Origin of the sequence: Cryobacterium sp. MDB2-A-1, assembly GCF_004402675.1 — a bacterium.
Lineage (GTDB): Bacteria > Actinomycetota > Actinomycetes > Actinomycetales > Microbacteriaceae > Cryobacterium > Cryobacterium glucosi.
On the sequence record NZ_SOFK01000011.1, the window covers coordinates 1 to 18,796 of the forward strand.

Consider the following 18,796-nt stretch of genomic DNA (forward strand, 5'->3'; position numbering starts at 1 on the left):
CGGCCCCGGCTCCCGCGTTCCCGGCTCCCGCGGGCCGGCGAGCCGGGCGGGCGGCCCTGGCGGACCGGGTGCCGCCGGCTCGGGCGTCGGGCCGCGGACCGCCGCGAACGCAGGCAGGGTCGACGAGAACGCGCCCGTGGTCTCCTTCCCGTTCCACGTGCTCCCGTTCCGCGAGTTCACGGTCACGGGGGCGGGACGCGCGATCGCGCCGGACTACCTCGGCGTCGCCCTCACCGAGCTCGCGACCCGGTACGGCGACGCACTCCCGCCGGTGTACCTCACGAGCCTCGGAGCGAGTTTCCCTGACCAGGTCGACAGCCGCGGCGCCGTCGACGACCCGGCCAGGATCGACTACCTCGCCGAACACCTCGTGGCCGCACTCGACGCCGTTGCACCGGGCAAGCCGGCGGCGGGGGTGAGCATGCGCGGGGCCTTTGTCTGGTCGCTGCTCGACGGCTTCGAGTGGACCGCGGGCTACACCCAGCGTTACGGCCTGGTGCGGGTCGACTTCGCAGACCCCGAGCGGAAGCGCACGCCGAAGTCCTCGTACCGCTGGCTCCAGAAGGTGCTCGCCGCCCGCTGACCGGCGCCCGGCTCCCGCCCGTTTCCCGCCCGCCGAAATCCGCGGCGGGGGATGGGTCAGGGGGTGCGGCGGCGGAGCGTGATCGAGCCGACGACGACCGCTCCCACGATCCACGCCCCGATGATGAGCAGTTCGCCGCCGATGTACGCGGCGTCCTGCGAATTCGAGGCGACCGCCTGGAGGGCGTCGATCGCGTGCGAGAGCGGAAGCCAGTCGCTGATGATCCGCAGGGCGTCCGGAAGCTGGTCGCGGGGGAGGAAGATACCGCCGAGCAGGATCTGCGGGAACACGAGCGCGGGCATGAACTGCACGACCTGGAACTCGGTGCGGGCGAACGCGCTCGCGAGCAGCCCGAAGGTCGTGCCGAGAACCGCGTCGGCGACGGCGACCGCGAGAAGCAACCAGACCGAACCGGCGATCGTGAGGCCGCAGACCCAGACCGCGTACCCGACCGCGACCGCGGACTGCAGCACCGCGAGCAGCCCGAAGGCGAGGGTGTAGCCGAGGATGAAGTCGCCCTTGCCGAGCGGCATCGAGAGCAGCCGTTCCAGCGTCCCGGTGCGGCGTTCCCGCAGGGTCGTGATGCTCGTCACGAGGAACATCACGATGAACGGGAACAGGGCGATCATCGCCGGCCCGATCCTGTCGAACACGGGCGTGTCGGAGAAGATCCACGCCACCAGGCCGATCAGCAGGCTCGGGACGACGAGGAGCAGCACGATCGTGCGGGGGTCGTGCCGGATCTGGGCGAGCACCCGTCCGGCCGTTGCGAGCGTACGGCGCGGGTTCACAGCGCACCATCGAATCCGGTCGACCCGGTCCCGGTCGGCCGGCCTTCGGACGACGGGTCATCGGCTTGCGGGTCTTCTGGCGACGGATGCCGCCGGATCAGGCTCAGGAACGCCGCCTCGACGTCGTCGGTCGCGGTCGACGCGAGCAGCCCGGCCGGGGTGTCGTCTGCGAGGATCTCACCGTCCCGCATCAGGAGCAGCCGGTCGCAGCGGCTCGCTTCGTCCATGACATGGCTCGACACGAGCAGGCTCGTCCCTCCGGCCGCGAGCCGGTGGAAGAGCTCCCAGAGCTCCACCCGGAGGACCGGGTCGAGGCCGACGGTGGGTTCGTCGAGCACGAGCAGCTCGGGGGACCCGAGCAGGGCGCCGGCGAGCGACACCCGGCTGCGCTGGCCGCCGGAGAGCGAACCCGCCAGCTGGCCGGCATATCTTCCCAGGTCGGTCGCGTCGATCACCCGGTCGACATCGCTCGCGGGGGCGCCGAGCACCGACCGGAAGTACCTCAGGTTCTGCCGCACGGTGAGGTCGTCGTAGACACTCGCATCCTGCGTGACATAGCCGACCCTGTTCCGGAGCGAGACGGAGCCGGCGGGGCGGCCGAGCACGGTGACCTCCCCGGACTGCACGAGCTGGACGCCGACGATCGAGCGCATCAGGGTCGTCTTGCCGCATCCGCTCGGCCCGATCAGGCCCACGACGAGGCCGCGGGGCACCGTGAGGCTCAACCCGTGCAGCACCGGATGCCTGCCCCGGCGGGCGAACAGGTCCGTCACGTGGACCGCGGGCGCAGACAGATGGCTCATGCCTTTGATTATTCGCCGGTTCGGCCGGAAAGAACCATGGATCGGGGGTGTTTCTTGGAGTCTGGTGGGAAGCGGATGAGAGTGTCAGGCGGCGTCGTTATGATGGCACCATTGTTCGTATGCCGCCGCGGCCCGCTCGCTCGCACCGCTGAAATACAAGGAGACGCTGCCATGGAATGGCTCATCCCGCTACTCATCGTTGTTGTGCTTGTCGTCATCGTCGGAATCTACTTCTGGGCGACGTACAACTCCCTCGTGACCCTCAAGGTGCGGGTGGACGAAGCGTGGAGCGACATCACGGTGCAGCTCAAGCGGCGTGCCGACCTCATCCCGAACCTCATCGAGACGGTCAAGGGCTACGCGGCGCACGAGAAGGCGGTCTTCGAGAACGTCGCCAAGGCCCGCGCCGAGTCGATCAGTGCGACGACCCCTGCGGATGCCGCGGCCGCCGAGAACCACATGCAGTCCGCCCTGCGCAGCATCTTCGCGGTCGCGGAAGCGTACCCGCAGCTCCAGGCCAGCCAGAACTACCTGCAGCTGCAGGCCGAGCTCGTCGACACCGAGGACAAGATCCAGGCGTCGCGCCGCTTCTACAACGGCGGGGTGCGGGAGCTCAACACGAAGATCCAGGTCTTCCCGAACAACCTGATCGCGAAGAACCTCGGATTCACCCAGCGCGACTTCTTCGAGGTCACCGACTCCGCAGCCATCGCGGAGCCGCCTCGCGTCCAGTTCTAGCGGCAGGCCCAGATGTACAGTGCGATCGCGCGGAACAAGCGCAACACCGTTTTCATCATCATCCTCTTCCTGGGGATCATCGCCGGCCTCGGCTGGATTGCCAACGCCGTCTACGGTCGCGGCGGCTACGGCATCCTGATCCTCACGATCGTCGTCGCCGCGGGTTACGCCCTCGTGCAGTACTTCGCGGCCGGGCGCCAGGCGATCGCGATGAGCGGCGGCATCCGGGTGAACAGCAAGGCGGAGCATCCGCGGCTCTGGAACACCGTCGAGAACCTGTCGATCACGACCGGAACGCCGATGCCGGAGATCTACATCATCAACGACCCCGCGCCGAACGCGTTCGCGACCGGGCGCGACCCGCAGCACGCGATCGTCGCCGCGACGACGGGCCTGCTCGCCATCATGGATGACTCCGAGCTCGAGGGCGTGATGGCCCACGAACTCGGGCACGTGCGCAACTACGACATCCGGGTGTCGATGGTCGTGTTCGGCCTCGTCGTCGCGGTCGGCTTCATCTCGGACATGTTCCTGCGGATGGCGTTCTTCGGTCGCAATAACAACAACAACGGCAACCCCGTCGTGATGGTCTTCGGCCTGGTCGCGATGATCGTGGCACCGCTCGTCGCCAGCATGGTGCAGCTCGCCGTCTCCCGGCAGCGCGAATACCTCGCCGATGCCACGAGCGCGCTGACGACGCGGCATCCGGATGCCCTCGCGAGCGCCCTCGCCAAGCTCGAGACCTACGGGCGCCCGATGCAGAAGCAGAACACGTCGATGGCGCACCTGTGGATCGCGAACCCGCTCAAGCCCGGCATGATGGCGAAGCTGTTCAGCACGCACCCGCCGATCGAGGACCGGATCGACCGCCTGCACGCCATGGGCAACAAGTTCTGACGACTGCGCTCAGGCGAGAAGGGCGGCGAGTGCCGGCGCGAGGGTACCCCGCTGCGCGACCGTGATCTCGGTGAGTCCCTGCCAGAGGGCGGTCGCGCGCAGCACCGGCGCGAGGCGTTCTGCGGTGTCGGCCGGGGCATCCGCTTCGGCCCACGCCGCCTGAACGCGCAGCACGCCGGCCTGCCGGTCGTTCTTGAGGTCGACGCGCCCGACGAGGGTGTCGCCGAGCAGGATCGGCAGCGAGTAGTACCCGAAGACCCGTTTCGGTTCGGGGGTGTAGATCTCGATGCGGTAGTGGAATCCGAACAGGCGGAGAGCCCTGGCCCGGTCCCAGACCACGGGGTCGAACGGCGAGAGCACCGCCGCGGCGTCCAGGGACCGCGGCAGCCGGGCGTCCCGGTGCAGCCAGGCGGCACCGGGCGTGCCACCCGGGCCCCAGCCGGGCACGACGACGGGGATCAGCTCGCCGGCGTCCTCGAGTTCATGGATCGCGACGAGAGTCGCCGGCGTCTTCAGGCGGAAGTAGTCGGCGAAGTCCTTCGCCGTGCCGATGCCGTGCGCCCGCGCCGACCGGCGGACGAGTTCGCGATGTGCATCGTCCCGGTGCACCCGGCGGGCCAGCAGCTCCTGGGAAAGAACCTGTCCAGGCAGCGCGTAGACCCGCTCGAACCGGCTGCGGCCCGCGGTGACGACGTCGCCCCAGCGGAACAGCGTCTCGAGACCGCTCTTGACGTCCGACCAGCCCCACCACGGGCCGCTGCGCTTGTTCGCGTCGTGCTCGATCGCACTCGCCGGCAACGGGCCCTTATCGGCCAGTTCCGCGAGCAGCCAGTCGAGCATCGGCCGGTTGCCCTGCGACCAGGCGCCCGGCGTCCGCGCCGACCGCTCGCGGAAATCGTCCATCCGCCAGGCGAACAGCGGCCAGCTCTCGAGGGGCACGAACGAGGCCTCGTGCGCCCAGTACTCGGTATAGCGGGCCTGCTTGCCGACAGCGAAGGTCAGCCGGTCGAGCTGCGCCTTGTCGTAGCCGCCGAGCCGACTGAAGGCCGGCAGGTAATGGCTGCGCTCGAAGACGTTGACCGAGTCGATCTGCAACAGGCCGAGCCGCGTCACCAGGGCGTCCAGCTGGCGGATGCCGGGGACGGCCGGGACGGGACGCCCGAATCCCTGGGCGGCCAGGGCCACGCGCCTGGCGAGTGCGGGGGAGAGGGACTGGACCATTCCTCGACCCTAGCGAGGACCGGGGACAGTGACTGCCTCCGATTGCCTAGACTGGTCCGATGACGGAATCCGCGGGTAGGCCGGGCTGGAGCGCACTCCTCACCGGGCGGCGCAGACGTGCCGCCCCGATCGGCCGGGAGCCCGGCAGCGGGCCAGGCACGGGAGCTCGCACCGCGGCCGGCGAACGGGCCGGAGCGGCAGCGATCGCCGTCGTCTCTGCTCCGCCGAACGGCGTCGATGAGAACGTCCCGGCGGGAATCCGGCTCGCCGGCGCGTGGTCGTGGCGGCTCCTCGCCGTCTTCGCCGTCATCGCCGTCTTCCTGTTCGTCGTCGTGCAGCTCCGGCTCATCGTCATCCCGCTGCTCATCGCCGTGCTGGTCTCCTCGATCGTGGCGCCCTTCGTCTCCTTTCTCGTGCGGCACCGCTGGCCCAAGGGCCTGGCCATCGCCGTCGCGGTGCTCACCACTCTCCTCGTCCCTGCCGCCCTGATCACGCTCGCGGCGACCCAGCTCGCCGGCGGCCTCTCCGGCCTCAGCGACCGGCTCGCCGGCTCCTACGGCGACCTCAAGGCGTTGCTGCTCGCGTCACCGCTGCACCTCACGGAACCGCAGATCAACGACTACCTGCAGCAGGCGCTTGCGGCGATCCAGGCCGACAGCCAGGTCTTCCTGAGCGGCGCACTCTCGCTCGGCACCTCGCTCGGCCACGGTCTCACCGGGCTGCTGCTCACGCTCTTCAGCCTGCTCTTCCTCCTGATCGACGGCCCCGGAATCTGGGCCTGGATCGTGCGGATCTTCCCGAGGCGGGCACGGGCGGCGATCGACGGCGCCGGGCAGGCCGGCTGGACCACCCTCGGCAATTTCGCGAAGGTGCAGATCCTCGTCGCCTCGATCGACGCCCTCGGCATCGGGCTCGGCGCGTTCCTGCTCGGCGTCCCGCTCGCCATCCCGATCGGTGTCCTGGTCTTCCTCGGTTCCTTCATCCCGATCGTGGGCGCCGTCGCGACCGGCGCCGTCGCCGTCGTGATCGCTCTGCTCTTCAACTCCTGGCCGATCGCGCTCGCCATGCTCGGGGTCGTGCTCCTGGTCCAGCAGGTCGAAGGGCACGTCCTCCAGCCACTCATCATGGGAACGGCGGTCAAGGTGCATCCGCTCGGCGTTGTGCTCGTCGTCGCTGCGGGTTCGTTGCTCGCCGGGATCCCGGGGGCGCTCTTCGCGGTTCCGGTCGCGGCCGTGCTCAATGTCATGATCAACTACATTCAGGGCGGCAGTTGGCGTGCCGACCTCCCTGACGTTCCGCGGGGTACCGGATCGCCGCTGTGGCGGACCGTCCCGCAACGACCCGGCTTCACCAGGACCAGAAGAAATCCGTCCAGCACGACCACTACCGAAGGCACCCCATGACCAACCTGTCCCTCGTCGGGCCGAGCCTCGCCGAGTTCGAAGCCGCCCGCGCCGTGGTCTCCCAGGTCGCCGCCGTGACCCCGATGGAAGGCTCCCGCTACCTGAGCGCGGTCCTCGGCGCCGAGGTGCACCTCAAGTGCGAGAACCTGCAACGCACCGGTTCGTACAAGATCCGTGGAGCGTACAACCGCCTCTCGAAGCTCACCGACGAGGAGAAGGAACACGGCGTCGTGGCGGCCTCGGCCGGGAACCACGCCCAGGGCGTTGCGTTCGCCGCCCGCGAGCTCGGCATCAAGGCCACGATCTTCATGCCCGTCGGCGTCGCCCTGCCCAAGCTCCAGGCCACCAGGGACTATGGCGCGCACGTCATCCTCCGGGGCAGCACGGTCGCCGAGCCGTTGCTTGCCGCCGCGGCGTACGCCGCGGAGACCGGTGCGATCCTGATCCCGCCGTTCGACCACGCGGACGTGATCGCCGGCCAGGGAACGCTGGGCCTCGAGATCCTCGACCAGGTTCCCGACCTGCACACCGTCGTCGTCCCGATCGGCGGCGGCGGACTCATCTCCGGCGTCGCGAGCGCGCTGAAGCAGAAGGCGCTCCTCGACGGTCGCACGATCCGGATCATCGGCGTGCAGGCCGCCAACGCCGCCGCCTACCCGCCCTCCATCGAGGCAGGGAAGGCGATCGAGGTGCCGATCCTGCCGACGATCGCCGACGGCATCGCCGTAGCGAAGCCGGGGCTGCTCAACTTCGAGATCATCAGGGACGTGGTCGACGAGATCGTCACCGTCACAGAGGACGACACCGCCCGTGCGCTTCTCGTGCTCCTCGAACGCGCGAAGCTCGTCGTCGAACCGGCCGGCGCCGTCGCGGTCGCAGCCATCCTGGCCGGCAAGGTCACCCCGGATGGCCCCACCGTTGCGATCCTCAGCGGGGGCAATATCGACCCCCTGCTGATGCAGCGTGTCATCAGCCACGGCCTTGCGGCATCCGGTCGGTATCTCACCCTGCGCATCATGCTGCCGGACCGCCCCGGACAGCTCGCCCGCATCTCCGAGCTGCTCGCCGAAGCGCACGCCAATGTCGTCGAGGTCCTGCACACCCGGCACGGCGTCGGACTGCAGATCAGCGAGGTCGAACTCAACGTCAGCGTCGAGACCCGCGGCCCCGACCACCGCCAGCACGTCGTCGACGTACTCACCTCGGCCGGTTACGACCCCCAGATCGACTGAGGGTCGCGTCGCGGGACGACTGTGGCCGTTACGGTCGACTGCGGCCCGTGCACGGGGCGCAGTCGACCGTAACGGCCACAGTTGCCGCGGATGCTGCTAGTCGCCGCCCCAGGTTTCGACGGCGAAGATCTCCACGGCGATTTCCTTGCCGTTCGGGGTGGTGTAGCTCGTCTTCGATCCGACCTTGAGGCCGAGGATCGCGGCGCCGAGCGGGCTCTGCTCGCTGTAGACGTTGAGGTCGCTGTCGCCGGCGATCTCGCGGCTGCCGATCAGGAAGCGCTCCTCGTCACCGGCGATGGTGGCGGTGATCACGGTTCCGGACTCGACAACGCCCTTGCTCTCGGGGGCGTGGCCGACCTCGGCGTTGCGGAGCAGCACGATGAGCGTGCGGATGCGCGCCTCCTGCTTGCCCTGTTCGTCCTTCGCCGCGTGGTACCCCGAGTTCTCCTTGAGGTCGCCCTCTTCACGTGCGGATTCGATCTTCTTCGCGATCTCGATCCGGCCGACGGTGCTCAGGGCCTCCAGCTCGGAGGCGAGGCGGTCGTACGCCTCCTGCGTCAGCCAGGTGACGGTGGTTTCAGTAGTCATGGGTGGGTCTCCTCCTCATGCTCGAGTCATGCGTGTGGTACCGGATGTGCGTGATCGTGCGGTGTTGTGTGCGTGATTCCGGGCGGATCGCAGCAGGAAAACAACGCTCGCCCCGGCGAAGAACGTCGGGGCGAATACGTCAGTCTAGGTCAGCCAGCACCGGTAAATCAATCCGGTGGTGGCGGGCTCGCTCGTCAGTAGCTGCTCCGTGAACGTACGTGAATACTGGTCACTCGGCGGCAGGTCGATCACCTTCCACCCTACGACCGCGAAGCTCTGGTTGAGCGCCTCGACCGCGCAACTCGCCGGTGACCCCACCGGAATCGAGGCCTCGAAGGTCACCGTCACGTTCCGGTCGTCCTGGACGACGTTGCGGATGTCCCTGGTTTCGAGCAGGGGCTGGGAGGCGCCGAGCCCGACCCAGACGACCCAGCCCACCAGCACGACGGCGAAGGCTCCGGCGGTGATCCACAGGGACCGACGGTCGCGCAGGCGCCGGTTCGGGGCGCGACCGTACCGGGAATCCAGGGTGCCCTCGCTGCGGGTACCGCTGTCGACGTTCCTGCTGCCGGTCACTCAGACTCCACACTCACGGTTCAACGATTAGTCTTGTCCCTAGGTTATCCGCCATTTCTGAGGAGTCCGATGACACTGCGCCTCCTGGCCGTTCACGCCCATCCCGACGACGAGTCGAGCAAGGGGGCTGCGAGCTATGCGTACTACCGGAGCCGCGGCGCCGAGGTCATGGTCGTGAGCTGCACGGGCGGAGAGGGCGGCAGCATCCTCAACGACGCCCTCGCAGACACGGCGATGGCCGAGCGAGACATGGCCGGCCTGCGCCGACGGGAGATGCGCCAGGCGCAGCAGGCCCTCGGCATCGAACACCGGTGGCTCGGCTACCAGGATTCCGGCATGAACGAAGACGGTTCGGTCCCGCCGAATTCCTTCTCGACCATCGACCTCGAGTTCTCCGCGGAACCGCTCGTGCGGATCATCCGCGAATTCCGCCCCCAGGTCCTGATCACGTACGACGAGAACGGCGGATACCCGCACCCGGACCACATCCGCTGCCACGAGATCTCGATGGCCGCGTATCGCGCCGCCGCGGACCCCACCCGGTACCCGGGTGACGGGGAACCATGGCAGATCGACAAGCTCTACTACGATCGCATCTTCAACCTCGAACGCATCGATGCCCTCTTCCTGCTGCTGAGCGTCAAGGAACCGGAGTCCCCGCTGCTCGAGCCGCTCGGGGAGGCCCGCGACTGGATGAAGAACTACCCGGCCCTGGCGACGACCCACGTTCCGGTCGGCGACTTCCTGGACGCGAGGGACGCGGCGCTGCGAGCCCACGCGAGCCAGGTTTCCCCCACGAGCAGCTTCTTCTTCTGGCCGAACGACCTCATCCGTGAGGCGTGGCCGTACGAGGACTTCCAGCTCGTCGAATCGAAAGTTGAAACGGTCATGCCTGAATCAGATCTGTTCGCCGGTATCCGGGACGAGGCATGAGCGCCGTCCTGTTCCCGCACCTCGTCGACGCGGTGACGGGCTTCATGCTCGCCAACACGCCGCCGCCCGAATTCAACCCCGACACCGTCACGCCGGGGCCCGCCGGCTTCCTGGCGATCCTCTTCGTCGTGGTCGCCGTCGTGCTGCTCGGCTTCGATCTGGTCCGCCGCATCCGCCGCACGACGTATCGCGCGGAGATCGCCGAGCGCCTGCAGGCGGAACTCGCTGCCCGCGTCGAGGCGGAGACGCACCCGGGTGAGGCATCCACCCCGCGGGAGACCCAGCAGCCTCAGGGGTAGAGCGGATGCGTGGCGATGATCAGGATCGCCGCCCAGTGGCAGAGGAACGCGACAACGGTCAGGCTGTGGAAGATCTCGTGGAACCCGAAGACCCCGGGAAACGGGTTGGGCTTCTTGAGCGCGTAGATGACAGCGCCGACCGAGTAGCACAGGCCGCCGATCATGATGAGGGTCATCATCGCGGCGTTCGCCTGGAAGAAGTCGACGATGAACATCAGTGAGCCCCAGCCGAGAAGCAGGTACAACGGCACGTAGAGCCAGCGCGGTGCGGTGATCCAGAACACCCGGAAGGCGATGCCGAGAAGTGCGCCGCCCCAGACGAGGGAGAGCAGGAGCACGGACTTCGACGGCGGTAGCGCGAGCACCGTGATCGGCGTGTAGGAACCGGCGATCAGCAGGAAGATGTTGGCGTGGTCGATGCGCTTGAAGACGAGCTTCGTGCGCGGCTTCCAGTTGATGCGGTGGTACAGCGCCGAGTTACCGAACAGGAGCAGGGAGCTGATCACGAAGACGAGGCAGCTCCACTTCGCCGCGGGTCCCTCTGCGAGGGACAGAAGCACGATCCCCGCGACGATCGTGACCGGGAAGGTGCCCGCGTGGATCCAGCCGCGCCAGGTGGGCTTGAGATCCTCCGGCCGGGGCACCTCCGACTCGAGCAGCGGCAGCTGCGGGATGAACTCGTCGTCGGGCGCCTTCAGCGGCTGTCGTGCGGTTGCGTCGTCCCCGGTGCTGCTCTCTGCGGCCATGCAGCCAGAATACGACAGCGAACATGCCGGAAGAAGCACGGGCTGCCCGAGTGGGCTAGCGTAAATACGTGCAGAAGAGGCAGGTCCCCTTGGCGCGCGACATCCTCTACCGGTTGTACGAGCGCCGCCTTCGTCGCGGGCTGACGCCGGAGAACCTGCCACGCCACGTCGCGATGATCATCGACGGCAACCGCCGCTGGGCCCGGCAGCTCGGGCTCGAGTCCGCCGCACACGGCCACCGTGCCGGCGCGGCGAAGATGCGGGAGTTCCTGAGCTGGTGCGACGACCTCGGCATCTCGGTGGTCACGCTCTACCTGCTCTCCTCGGACAACCTCACCAACCGCCCGAGCGAGGAACTCTCCGAGCTCACCAAGATCATCGCCAAGCTCGCCGAGGAGCTCTCGCGCCAGCGCAACTGGCGGGTCCAGCAGGTCGGCACGAAGAAGGGCCTGCCCGCGCCGCTCATCGCGGCGCTCTGCGACGCCGAGACCCGCACCGCGGGCAAGAAGGGCATGCACATCAATCTCGCGGTCGGCTACGGCGGACGCACCGAGATCACCGACGCCATGCGCAGCATCGTCGCCGCGCACCTCGAGAACGGGCACACCCTCGCGGACCTCGCCGAGACGCTTACTCCCGAGCTCATCGGCCAGCACCTCTACACCGGTGGCCAGCCCGACCCCGACCTCGTGATCCGCACCTCCGGTGAGCAGCGGATCAGCGACTTCATGCTCTGGCAGAGCGCCCACAGCGAGTTCTACTTCGTCGAGGCGCTCGGACCCGACCTCCGCCAGGTCGACTTCCTGCGCGCCCTGCGCGACTTCGCCAAACGCCAGCGCCGCTTCGGAAGCTAGGAGACCGGATGACCGAGATCGATGCCTATGCCGCGGGGTTCGTCGAGGAGCCCGGTTACCTCGACTACGGCCGCGTCGGACCGCTCTCGGCGACGGTGGTGGCCGAGAGCCTCGGCCAGACCGAGATCCTGTCCCGCGCCCGCTTCGGCAGCCTCGACCACCTCTTCCAGCAGGACGAGCGGATGCGCGAGGCCGTCTCCGCCGTGACCGGTTTCCGGGCCGACCAGGTCGTCTGCGAGCCGAACACGACGACCGGCATCATGCAGGCCATGTTCGGCCTGACCGGGGGCGTGCTGCTCTCGCCCGGCGATTTCCCCACCGTCCCCTTTGCTGCCGTGCGCGCGGCTGAGGCCCTGCGCGTCGTGACCCCGATCTGGCTGGGGACCGAGCACGGCAGGGTGACCCCCGGCGAGATCCGCGAGCAGCTCACTCCCGCGACGGTCGCCGTCGCGGTCTGCCTCGTCGACTCGCGGACCGGATTCCGGGTGGACCTCGACGGCGTCCGCCAGGTGATCGGCGACCGTCTGTTGATCGTTGACGCGATCCAGGGCTTCGGTGTCACCGACGCAGCCTATGAGATGGCGGATGTCGTCGCATCCGGTGGCCAGAAATGGGTGCGCTCGGGCTGGGGCACCGGTTTCCTGGCGCTGAGCGACCGTGCGGTCGAACGACTCGTTCCGGTGTTCTCGGGCTTCGCGGGAACGGACGTTGCCGAGCCGTGGGACGAGGTGCTGCCGCCCAGCCACAGCGCCCGCGCATTCCGGGTCAGCAATGGAGACGCGATCGCGCAGGCGCGGTTCTCCGCGGCTCTCGAAGAGATTGCCGTGACGGGCATTCATATCATCGAGGCCGCGGTCGCGGACAACGTGTCGCAACTGATCGACCTCGCCGACGAGTACGCGGTACCCGTGGTGTCGCCGAGGGATGAACGCGAGCGGGCAGGGATCCTCGTGCTCGAGCCCCCTCCCGCCCAGCTCAACACGCTCACGATCGCCCTGCACAACCACGGGATCACCGCAACGACCCGCGACGGCCGGGTGCGGCTCAGCGCCCACGCCGTGCTCAGCGTCGACACCGTGGACATGCTGCGCGGGGCATTCACGTCGTATGCGACGGCGGCCATTTACTGAGTCCCAGATGCCGCGCCCATTAACGTCTGGTGACAATGTGTGTGTCGCACTTCCGATATTCACCGAGTGTAAGTAGCGTCATCCCCATCAGGTACGGCGCCTGATCGAGACGGCCACATAAGTACGGCTCGAGAACCCCCGTGGCCAGCTCGCCAACACAATCCGCGCCTTTCGAGGCACGGGGTGGGAGTGGTTGTGACCGCTAATCAGACCGACTATCAGGGTTCGAACCAGACGGCTTCCGACATCAAGCAAACCGAGCGCACCTTCGTGCTGGACACCTCGGTCCTCCTGTCGGATCCCAAGGCGATCTTCCGGTTCGCCGAGCATGCCATCGTGCTGCCGGTCGTCGTGATCGCCGAACTCGAATCCAAGCGCAACGACCCGGAGATCGGGTACTTCGCCCGCCAGGCCCTCCGGCTCCTCGACGAATTGCGTGTCAAGCATGAACGCCTCGACTTCCCGATCCCGGTCGGAGAGGGTGGCAGCCTGCGTGTCGAGCTGAACCACTCCAACATGTCGGTGCTCCCCTCGGGCCTGCAACTCGGCGACAACGATTCGAGGATCCTCGCGGTCGCGATGAACCTCGCCAACGACGGTCTCGCCGTCACGGTCGTCTCCAAGGACCTGCCATTGCGGGTCAAGGCGGCATCGATCGGCCTGCTCGCGGATGAGTACCGACACGAGCTCGCGGTCGATTCCGGCTGGACGGGGATGGACGAGATCACTCTCGGGTCGAACCAGATCAGCGAACTCTACGACAACGAGGTGCTCAACACCCGTCTGGTGCAGGACATGCCGATCAACACCGGCCTCGTGGTCCATTCTGACCGCGGCTCGGCGCTCGGCCGGGTCACCGGCAAGGGCGAAATGCGGCTCGTGCGCGGCGACCGGGACCTGTTCGGCCTCAAGGGCCGGTCGGCGGAGCAGCGCCTGGCGATCGACCTGCTGCTCGACCCTGAGATCGGGATCCTCTCCCTGGGAGGGCGAGCGGGGACGGGGAAGTCGGCGCTCGCGCTCTGTGCGGGACTCGAAGCCGTCCTGGAACGCCAGCAGCATCGCAAGATCATGGTGTTCCGCCCGCTCTACGCGGTCGGCGGCCAGGAACTCGGCTATCTGCCCGGTGACGCGAGCGAGAAGATGAGCCCGTGGGCCCAGGCGGTCTTCGACACCCTCGGCGCGCTCGTGTCCGAGAACGTGCTCGAAGAGGTCCTCGAGCGGGGGATCCTCGAGGTCCTGCCGCTCACCCACATCCGGGGCCGTTCGCTGCACGACGCGTTCGTGATCGTCGATGAGGCGCAGTCCCTCGAGCGCAACGTGCTGCTCACGGTGCTCAGTCGCATCGGGCAGAACTCGCGGGTGGTCCTCACCCACGACGTCGCCCAGCGGGACAATCTCCGGGTCGGCCGCTTCGACGGCGTCGCATCCGTGATCGAGACGCTCAAGGGGCATCCGCTGTTCGCCCACATGACGCTCACCCGCTCGGAGCGCAGCGCGATCGCCGCGCTCGTCACCGAGATGCTCGAGGGCAACGACCCGAACTGACCCCGCGTTCCGGCGAAGGTGCCCTTTCCGGTCGAGAGTGACCCGCGGAAAGGGCGCCCTCGACCGGAAAGGTACCGGGGCTAGGCGGTGCGCGCGGGGGGACGCGTCATGCTGAGCAGGTCCAGGGCCGTGTCGAGCTGGGCCAGGGTGACTTCGCCGCGTTCCACGAAACCGAGGTCGATGACGGCCTGGCGCACCGGGACGCCGTGCGCGACCGCGTGCTTGGCGACCTTCGCCGCGGCCTCGTAGCCGATCACCCGGTTGAGCGGCGTCACGATGGCGGGGGAGGAGCCGGCCAGGGCCTTCGCCCGGTCGAGGTTGGCCTCGAGCCCGTCGATGGTCTTGTCGGCGAGCACCCGCGTCGCGTTCGAGAGCAGGCGGATCGACTCGAGCAGCGCGGTGCCCATCACGGGGATGGCCACGTTGAGCTCGAAGGAGCCGGACGCGCCCGACCATGCCACGGTCGCGTCGTTCCCGATCACGCGGGAGCAGACCATCAGCACGGCCTCGGGGATGACCGGGTTGACCTTGCCGGGCATGATCGAGGAGCCGGGCTGAAGATCGGGGATCTGCAGCTCGCCGAAGCCGGTGTTGGGGCCGGAGCCCATCCAGCGCAGGTCGTTGCAGATCTTGGTGAGGCTGACCGCGATGGTGCGCAGGGCACCGGATGCGTCGACGAGGCCGTCGCGGTTGGCCTGCGCTTCGAAGTGGTCGCGCGCTTCCGTCACGGGAAGCTCGGTCTCGGCGACCAGGAGCTCGATCACGAGCTGGGGGAAGCCGGCGGGGGTGTTGATGCCGGTGCCCACTGCAGTGCCGCCCAGGGGCACCTCGGCGACGCGGGGGAGGGCGCTGCGGATGCGCTCGATGCCGAGCCGCATCTGGCGGGCGTAGCCGCCGAACTCCTGGCCGAGGGTGACCGGGGTCGCGTCCATCAGGTGGGTACGGCCGGCCTTGACGGCATCGGCCCAGAGCACCGACTTGGCCTCGAGGGCGACGGCGAGGTGGTCGAGCCCGGGGATGAGGTCGTCGATGAGCGCGCTCGTGACGGCGAGGTGCACCGACGTGGGGAAGACGTCGTTCGAGGACTGTGAGGCGTTGACGTGGTCGTTCGGGTGCACCGGGCGGCCGAGGGTGCGGGTGGCGAGGGTCGCGAGCACCTCGTTCATGTTCATGTTCGAGGAGGTGCCGCTGCCGGTCTGGTAGACGTCGATCGGGAACTGGTCGTCGTAGAGACCGGTGATGACCTCGTCTGCTGCTCCGGCGATCGCCTCGGCGATGTCGCCGTCGAGCACCCCGAGCTGCGCGTTCGCGAGGGCGGCGGATTTCTTGATGCGGGCGAGGGCCGAGATCTGCGCGGGTTCGAGGACGGAGCCGGAGATCGGGAAGTTCTCAACGGCCCGCTGGGTCTGGGCGCCGTAGAGGGCGTCGACGGGAACCTGCACCTCGCCCATCGTGTCGTGTTCGATTCGGTAGCCGGCATCTGCGGTTTTTTGCACCACTGTGTGTAAGACCTTTCGATTGGGAGACGGTACTGCCCGGGCTGTGGGATCAGACGTTGCCGACGACGACGTCGGGAACGGCCCGGCCTTCGAGCAGTCGGTAATTGGCGCCGACGATAGCCAATGTACCCGCTGCGACGGCGTCGCTGATCAACTCGGACTGTTCCAGGAGCTCGGTCACGGTGTCGCGCAGGTGTTCCCTGCCGACCATGAGTGCATCGATGCTCCCGGGTTCGGTCAGCGTCGCATCCGTCGCCGCGACCACCCGGTGCACGGCGGGCACGATCTTCTCAATGATCCGGCCGATGTGCACGGGCAGGGGAGCCGCCCCGGGCGCCTGCGCGTCAACGGCGGCCTGGACCGCGCCGCAGCCGTCGTGGCCGAGCACGAGGATGAGCGGGACCTTGAGCACGGCGACCGCGTACTCGAGGGAGCCGAGCACGGAATCGGAGATGACCTGGCCGGCGTTCCGCACGACGAAAAGGTCGCCGAGGCCCATGTCAAAGATGATCTCGGCGGCGAGACGCGAGTCGCTGCACCCGAAGAGGGCCGCGGCCGGGGTCTGCGCGGTCGCGAGCTCGGTGCGCCGGTCGACGTCCTGGCGCGGATGCTGCGGCTCGCCGTCCACGAATCGCTGGTTGCCGCGCTGCAGCCGGCTCCACACCGCTGCCGGGCCCACGGCGTCGCCCGGGGCCGCAGCCTGGCTGATGAGCACGTCTTTGCCCTGTCCGGTCACTGGGTCACCGCCTGTCCGTTGGCACTGATCTGGGCGGCGATCGCGGTCGCGAGCGCCGCGAATTCGTCTTCGTCTGCCGTTCCGACGAGAAGGTAGCTGCTCGTCCCTGCGCTCGTCACGAGGGCGTATTCGAAGTTGCCGCGGTCTTTCTCGGCCGCCGGGTTCCGGTAGACGTCCCAGGTGACACCTGCGAGGGTGAGCGTCTGGGATGCGGGGGCGTCGTTCAACTGCTGCCCGATCCAGGTCGGATTCGCGCCGAGGGCCTGGGTGAGGCCGATGAACTCGTTGCGGGGGGTCAGCAGGCCGATGTACCAGGACGGGATCTTGTCTGTGCCGCCGAGACGCCACTGGGCGGCGTTCGCCCGCCAGCCATCCGGGAGCTCAGGGACCACAAGCGGCTCGTCGATCCCGACCTGCACCTGGCTCGCGACTGCGGCGAAATCGACGGTGCGGTCGACGGGCCCGTCGCTGCGCGGAACGAGGAGAACGAGAACGAAGACCGCACCGAGGGTGGCGAGCAGGGACAGGACCAGGTTGTTGACGGTCTTGCGCGACCGGTAGTTCCGCGAGTTCGTCGCGAGGCGGTCCGCCGTCTCCTGGGCGGTCTCAGGCCTGCCGAGCTCGGCGACGACCCGGGGCGGGCGCTTCGTGGTGGTCATTCGGTGCCGGGGCCGGTCGAGGGGGAGGCGGAGTCCAGTTGGCGCGCGCGAGCGGCGTCGAGGCGGGCCTTGGCTCCGATCAGCCATTCCTCGCAGCGGCTCGCGAGTTCCTCGCCGCGTTCCCACAGGGCGAGGGACTCTTCGAGGGTCGAAGAGCCCTGTTCGAGGGCGCTCACGACCCGGACGAGTTCGTCCCTGGCCTGCTCGTAGCTCAGGGTGGAGATGTCGGCGGGAGCGGTCATGGCGTCCATTCTATTGAGTCCTGGCTGTCGTTTTCGGCCCGGTGGCCGGGTCAGCTGCCGGGTCCGCGGCCGGGTCTGCGGCCGGCTCGGCGGACGGGCCTGCTGTGGCCGCGAGGGTTCCCGCGCCGAGCGTGATCCTGAGCCGGGTACCGTCCGGAGCATCGGCGGCGGCACGCAGCACGTGGCCGTCGCGCACCTGCACGATCGCGTAACCGCGATCGAGGGTGCCCTGCGGGGACAGCGTGCGGAGCCTCGAGCGGAGCTCCGTGACGACGCCGGCGGATGCCTCGACGACGCGTTCCACTAGCTCCGTTCCCCGGGCGACGTACCGGGTGAGGTCCTCGGCACGGGAATCGACGATCCAGGCCGTGCTGCTGAGCACGGGGCGTGACCGGAGCTGGCCGATCCGGTCGACCTCGGCGGCGAGGATTCCGGTCAGCCGGGTGCTCAACCGGGCCCTGGCCTGCTGGACGCGGTTGAGTTCGTCCGAGACGTCGGGAACGACCCGCTTGGCGGCATCCGTCGGGGTGGAGGCCCGGAGGTCGGCGACCTCGTCGAGCAGGGGCCGGTCGGCCTCGTGGCCGATCGCACTGACCAGGGGGGTGGCGCAGGCCGCCGCGGCGCGGAGCACGCGTTCGTCGCTGAAGCCGAGCAGGTTCTGGAAGTCGCCGCCGCCGCGGGCGACGATGATGACGTCGACGTCGGGGTCGGCATCGAGGCGCTGGATCGCGGCGACGACCTCGGCCACCGAGCGGTCGCCCTGCATGGCCGCGTACGCGAGGTGGAAATCGACGGCGGGCCAGCGCAGCTGGGCGTTGCGGATGACGTCCTTCTCGGCGTCGGAGTCCTTGCCGGTGACGAGGCCGATGCAGTGCGGCAGGAACGGGAGCGGTTTCTTGCGGGAGGTGGCGAAGAGGCCTTCGGCTGCGAGCTGCTTGCGGAGACGCTCGAGGCGTTCGAGCATGTCGCCGAGGCCGACGTGGCGCAGGTCGAAGACCTGCATGGTGAGTGTGCCGCCCTTGACCCAGTAATTCGGTTTGACCAGTGCGATGACGCGGTCGCCCTGCTTGAACTCGTCGCTCAGCCGGGCCTTGACGGACGACCACACGGTGAAGCCGACGGTGGCGTCCTCGCTGAGGTCTTTGAGCTTGCCGTACACGTTGCCGCCACTGACGCCCCACTGGGTGATCTCACCCTCGACCCAGGCTGTGCCGAGCCGCTCGATGTAGCCGCGGATCTTGTTCGCCAGCAGGGCGACGGGCCACGGGGCCTCGAGGGTGGGTGGTGCATCGGTCATGAATCGTTCCTCCCACGGCCTGTC

The 18,796-nt window shown here is 68.5% G+C and carries 21 protein-coding genes; 10 read left to right on the plus strand and 11 right to left on the minus strand.

Annotated elements, in window-relative coordinates:
- On the plus strand, positions 1–583 hold a 583-nt coding region (locus tag E3O39_RS02365), incomplete at its 5' end, for a family 1 glycosylhydrolase (RefSeq protein WP_134542305.1).
- A 56-nt stretch (positions 584–639) separates the two neighbouring features.
- Here the strand turns inward: E3O39_RS02365 and E3O39_RS02370 are convergent.
- Together E3O39_RS02370 and E3O39_RS02375 are read right to left on the minus strand one after the other, a co-directional pair.
- Entirely contained in the window at positions 640–1,374 is a 735-nt protein-coding gene (locus tag E3O39_RS02370; protein WP_134449479.1) for an ABC transporter permease, read from the minus strand.
- Complete coding sequence (locus tag E3O39_RS02375) at positions 1,371–2,177, minus strand: ABC transporter ATP-binding protein (protein ID WP_134449480.1); 807 nt, start codon at positions 2,175–2,177, stop codon at positions 1,371–1,373. Before E3O39_RS02375 ends, E3O39_RS02370 begins: the two co-directional genes overlap by 4 nt.
- 171 nt (positions 2,178–2,348) lie before the next feature.
- Here E3O39_RS02375 and E3O39_RS02380 point away from each other — a divergent pair, with 171 nt between their 5' ends.
- Both E3O39_RS02380 and E3O39_RS02385 read left to right on the plus strand, forming a co-directional pair.
- Entirely contained in the window at positions 2,349–2,915 is a 567-nt protein-coding gene (locus tag E3O39_RS02380) for a LemA family protein (protein ID WP_134449481.1), read from the plus strand.
- Between the two features lie 12 nt (positions 2,916–2,927).
- Entirely contained in the window at positions 2,928–3,812 is an 885-nt protein-coding gene (locus E3O39_RS02385; RefSeq protein WP_134449482.1) for a M48 family metalloprotease, read from the plus strand.
- Positions 3,813–3,821: 9 nt separating this feature from the next.
- On the opposite strand, the gene E3O39_RS02390 is transcribed toward E3O39_RS02385, so the two are convergent.
- Entirely contained in the window at positions 3,822–5,033 is a 1,212-nt protein-coding gene (locus tag E3O39_RS02390; RefSeq protein WP_134449483.1) for a winged helix-turn-helix domain-containing protein, read from the minus strand.
- Positions 5,034–5,092: 59 nt separating this feature from the next.
- Here E3O39_RS02390 and E3O39_RS02395 point away from each other — a divergent pair, with 59 nt between their 5' ends.
- Both E3O39_RS02395 and ilvA read left to right on the plus strand, forming a co-directional pair.
- Positions 5,093–6,436: an AI-2E family transporter gene (locus E3O39_RS02395; RefSeq protein WP_134449484.1), complete on the plus strand. Its 1,344-nt coding sequence runs from the start codon at positions 5,093–5,095 to the stop codon at positions 6,434–6,436.
- Entirely contained in the window at positions 6,433–7,668 is a 1,236-nt protein-coding gene (gene ilvA / locus E3O39_RS02400; RefSeq protein WP_134449485.1) for a threonine ammonia-lyase, read from the plus strand. Before E3O39_RS02395 ends, ilvA begins: the two co-directional genes overlap by 4 nt.
- A 96-nt stretch (positions 7,669–7,764) precedes the next feature.
- Here ilvA and greA read toward each other — a convergent pair whose 3' ends face one another.
- Together greA and E3O39_RS02410 are read right to left on the minus strand one after the other, a co-directional pair.
- On the minus strand, positions 7,765–8,256 hold the full coding sequence (gene greA / locus E3O39_RS02405) for a transcription elongation factor GreA (protein ID WP_134449486.1): 492 nt from the start codon (positions 8,254–8,256) through the stop codon (positions 7,765–7,767).
- Between the two features lie 144 nt (positions 8,257–8,400).
- Positions 8,401–8,832 carry a DUF4307 domain-containing protein gene (locus tag E3O39_RS02410; RefSeq protein WP_134449487.1) on the minus strand — a complete coding sequence of 144 codons (432 nt, stop codon included), beginning with the start codon at positions 8,830–8,832 and terminating at the stop codon, positions 8,401–8,403.
- A gap of 69 nt (positions 8,833–8,901) precedes the next feature.
- Between E3O39_RS02410 and mca the strand changes: the two genes are divergently transcribed.
- Together mca and E3O39_RS02420 are read left to right on the plus strand one after the other, a co-directional pair.
- A complete protein-coding gene (gene mca, locus E3O39_RS02415; RefSeq protein ID WP_174774829.1) occupies positions 8,902–9,765 on the plus strand; it encodes a mycothiol conjugate amidase Mca in 864 nt (287 codons plus the stop codon).
- Entirely contained in the window at positions 9,762–10,064 is a 303-nt protein-coding gene (locus E3O39_RS02420; RefSeq protein WP_134449488.1) for a hypothetical protein, read from the plus strand. The genes mca and E3O39_RS02420 overlap by 4 nt, the downstream gene beginning before the upstream one ends.
- Here the strand turns inward: E3O39_RS02420 and E3O39_RS02425 are convergent.
- Positions 10,055–10,810 (minus strand): hemolysin III family protein, encoded by a 756-nt coding sequence (locus E3O39_RS02425; RefSeq protein ID WP_134449489.1) that lies wholly within the window; start codon positions 10,808–10,810, stop codon positions 10,055–10,057. The two genes, E3O39_RS02420 and E3O39_RS02425, sit on opposite strands and share 10 nt — an antisense overlap.
- A gap of 68 nt (positions 10,811–10,878) precedes the next feature.
- Here E3O39_RS02425 and E3O39_RS02430 point away from each other — a divergent pair, with 68 nt between their 5' ends.
- The 3 genes from E3O39_RS02430 (at position 10,879) to E3O39_RS02440 (ending at position 14,339) form a co-directional block, all read left to right on the plus strand.
- Positions 10,879–11,664 carry an isoprenyl transferase gene (locus E3O39_RS02430; protein ID WP_134449490.1) on the plus strand — a complete coding sequence of 262 codons (786 nt, stop codon included), beginning with the start codon at positions 10,879–10,881 and terminating at the stop codon, positions 11,662–11,664.
- Between the two features lie 8 nt (positions 11,665–11,672).
- Positions 11,673–12,794, plus strand: coding sequence for an aminotransferase class V-fold PLP-dependent enzyme (locus E3O39_RS02435; RefSeq protein WP_134449491.1), 1,122 nt, complete (start codon positions 11,673–11,675; stop codon positions 12,792–12,794).
- A gap of 246 nt (positions 12,795–13,040) precedes the next feature.
- The gene (locus tag E3O39_RS02440; protein ID WP_241984953.1) at positions 13,041–14,339 is read left to right on the plus strand and encodes a PhoH family protein; all 1,299 of its coding nucleotides are present in this window, start codon (positions 13,041–13,043) and stop codon (positions 14,337–14,339) included.
- 80 nt (positions 14,340–14,419) lie between these two features.
- Here E3O39_RS02440 and E3O39_RS02445 read toward each other — a convergent pair whose 3' ends face one another.
- The 5 genes from E3O39_RS02445 to xseA are packed head-to-tail and all read right to left on the minus strand — an operon-like array spanning position 14,420 to position 18,772.
- Positions 14,420–15,835 (minus strand): aspartate ammonia-lyase, encoded by a 1,416-nt coding sequence (locus E3O39_RS02445; protein WP_255454131.1) that lies wholly within the window; start codon positions 15,833–15,835, stop codon positions 14,420–14,422.
- Positions 15,836–15,887: 52 nt separating this feature from the next.
- Positions 15,888–16,547 (minus strand): carbonic anhydrase, encoded by a 660-nt coding sequence (locus tag E3O39_RS02450; RefSeq protein WP_370294599.1) that lies wholly within the window; start codon positions 16,545–16,547, stop codon positions 15,888–15,890.
- Between the two features lie 23 nt (positions 16,548–16,570).
- Positions 16,571–17,233, minus strand: a complete 663-nt coding sequence (locus E3O39_RS02455; RefSeq protein WP_134449493.1) for a DUF4245 domain-containing protein — start codon at positions 17,231–17,233, stop codon at positions 16,571–16,573.
- A complete protein-coding gene (locus E3O39_RS02460; RefSeq protein WP_370294584.1) occupies positions 17,230–17,475 on the minus strand; it encodes an exodeoxyribonuclease VII small subunit in 246 nt (81 codons plus the stop codon). The genes E3O39_RS02455 and E3O39_RS02460 overlap by 4 nt, the downstream gene beginning before the upstream one ends.
- Before the next feature lie 10 nt (positions 17,476–17,485).
- Positions 17,486–18,772 carry an exodeoxyribonuclease VII large subunit gene (xseA, locus tag E3O39_RS02465; RefSeq protein ID WP_134449495.1) on the minus strand — a complete coding sequence of 429 codons (1,287 nt, stop codon included), beginning with the start codon at positions 18,770–18,772 and terminating at the stop codon, positions 17,486–17,488.
- Positions 18,773–18,796: the final 24 nt, after the last annotated feature.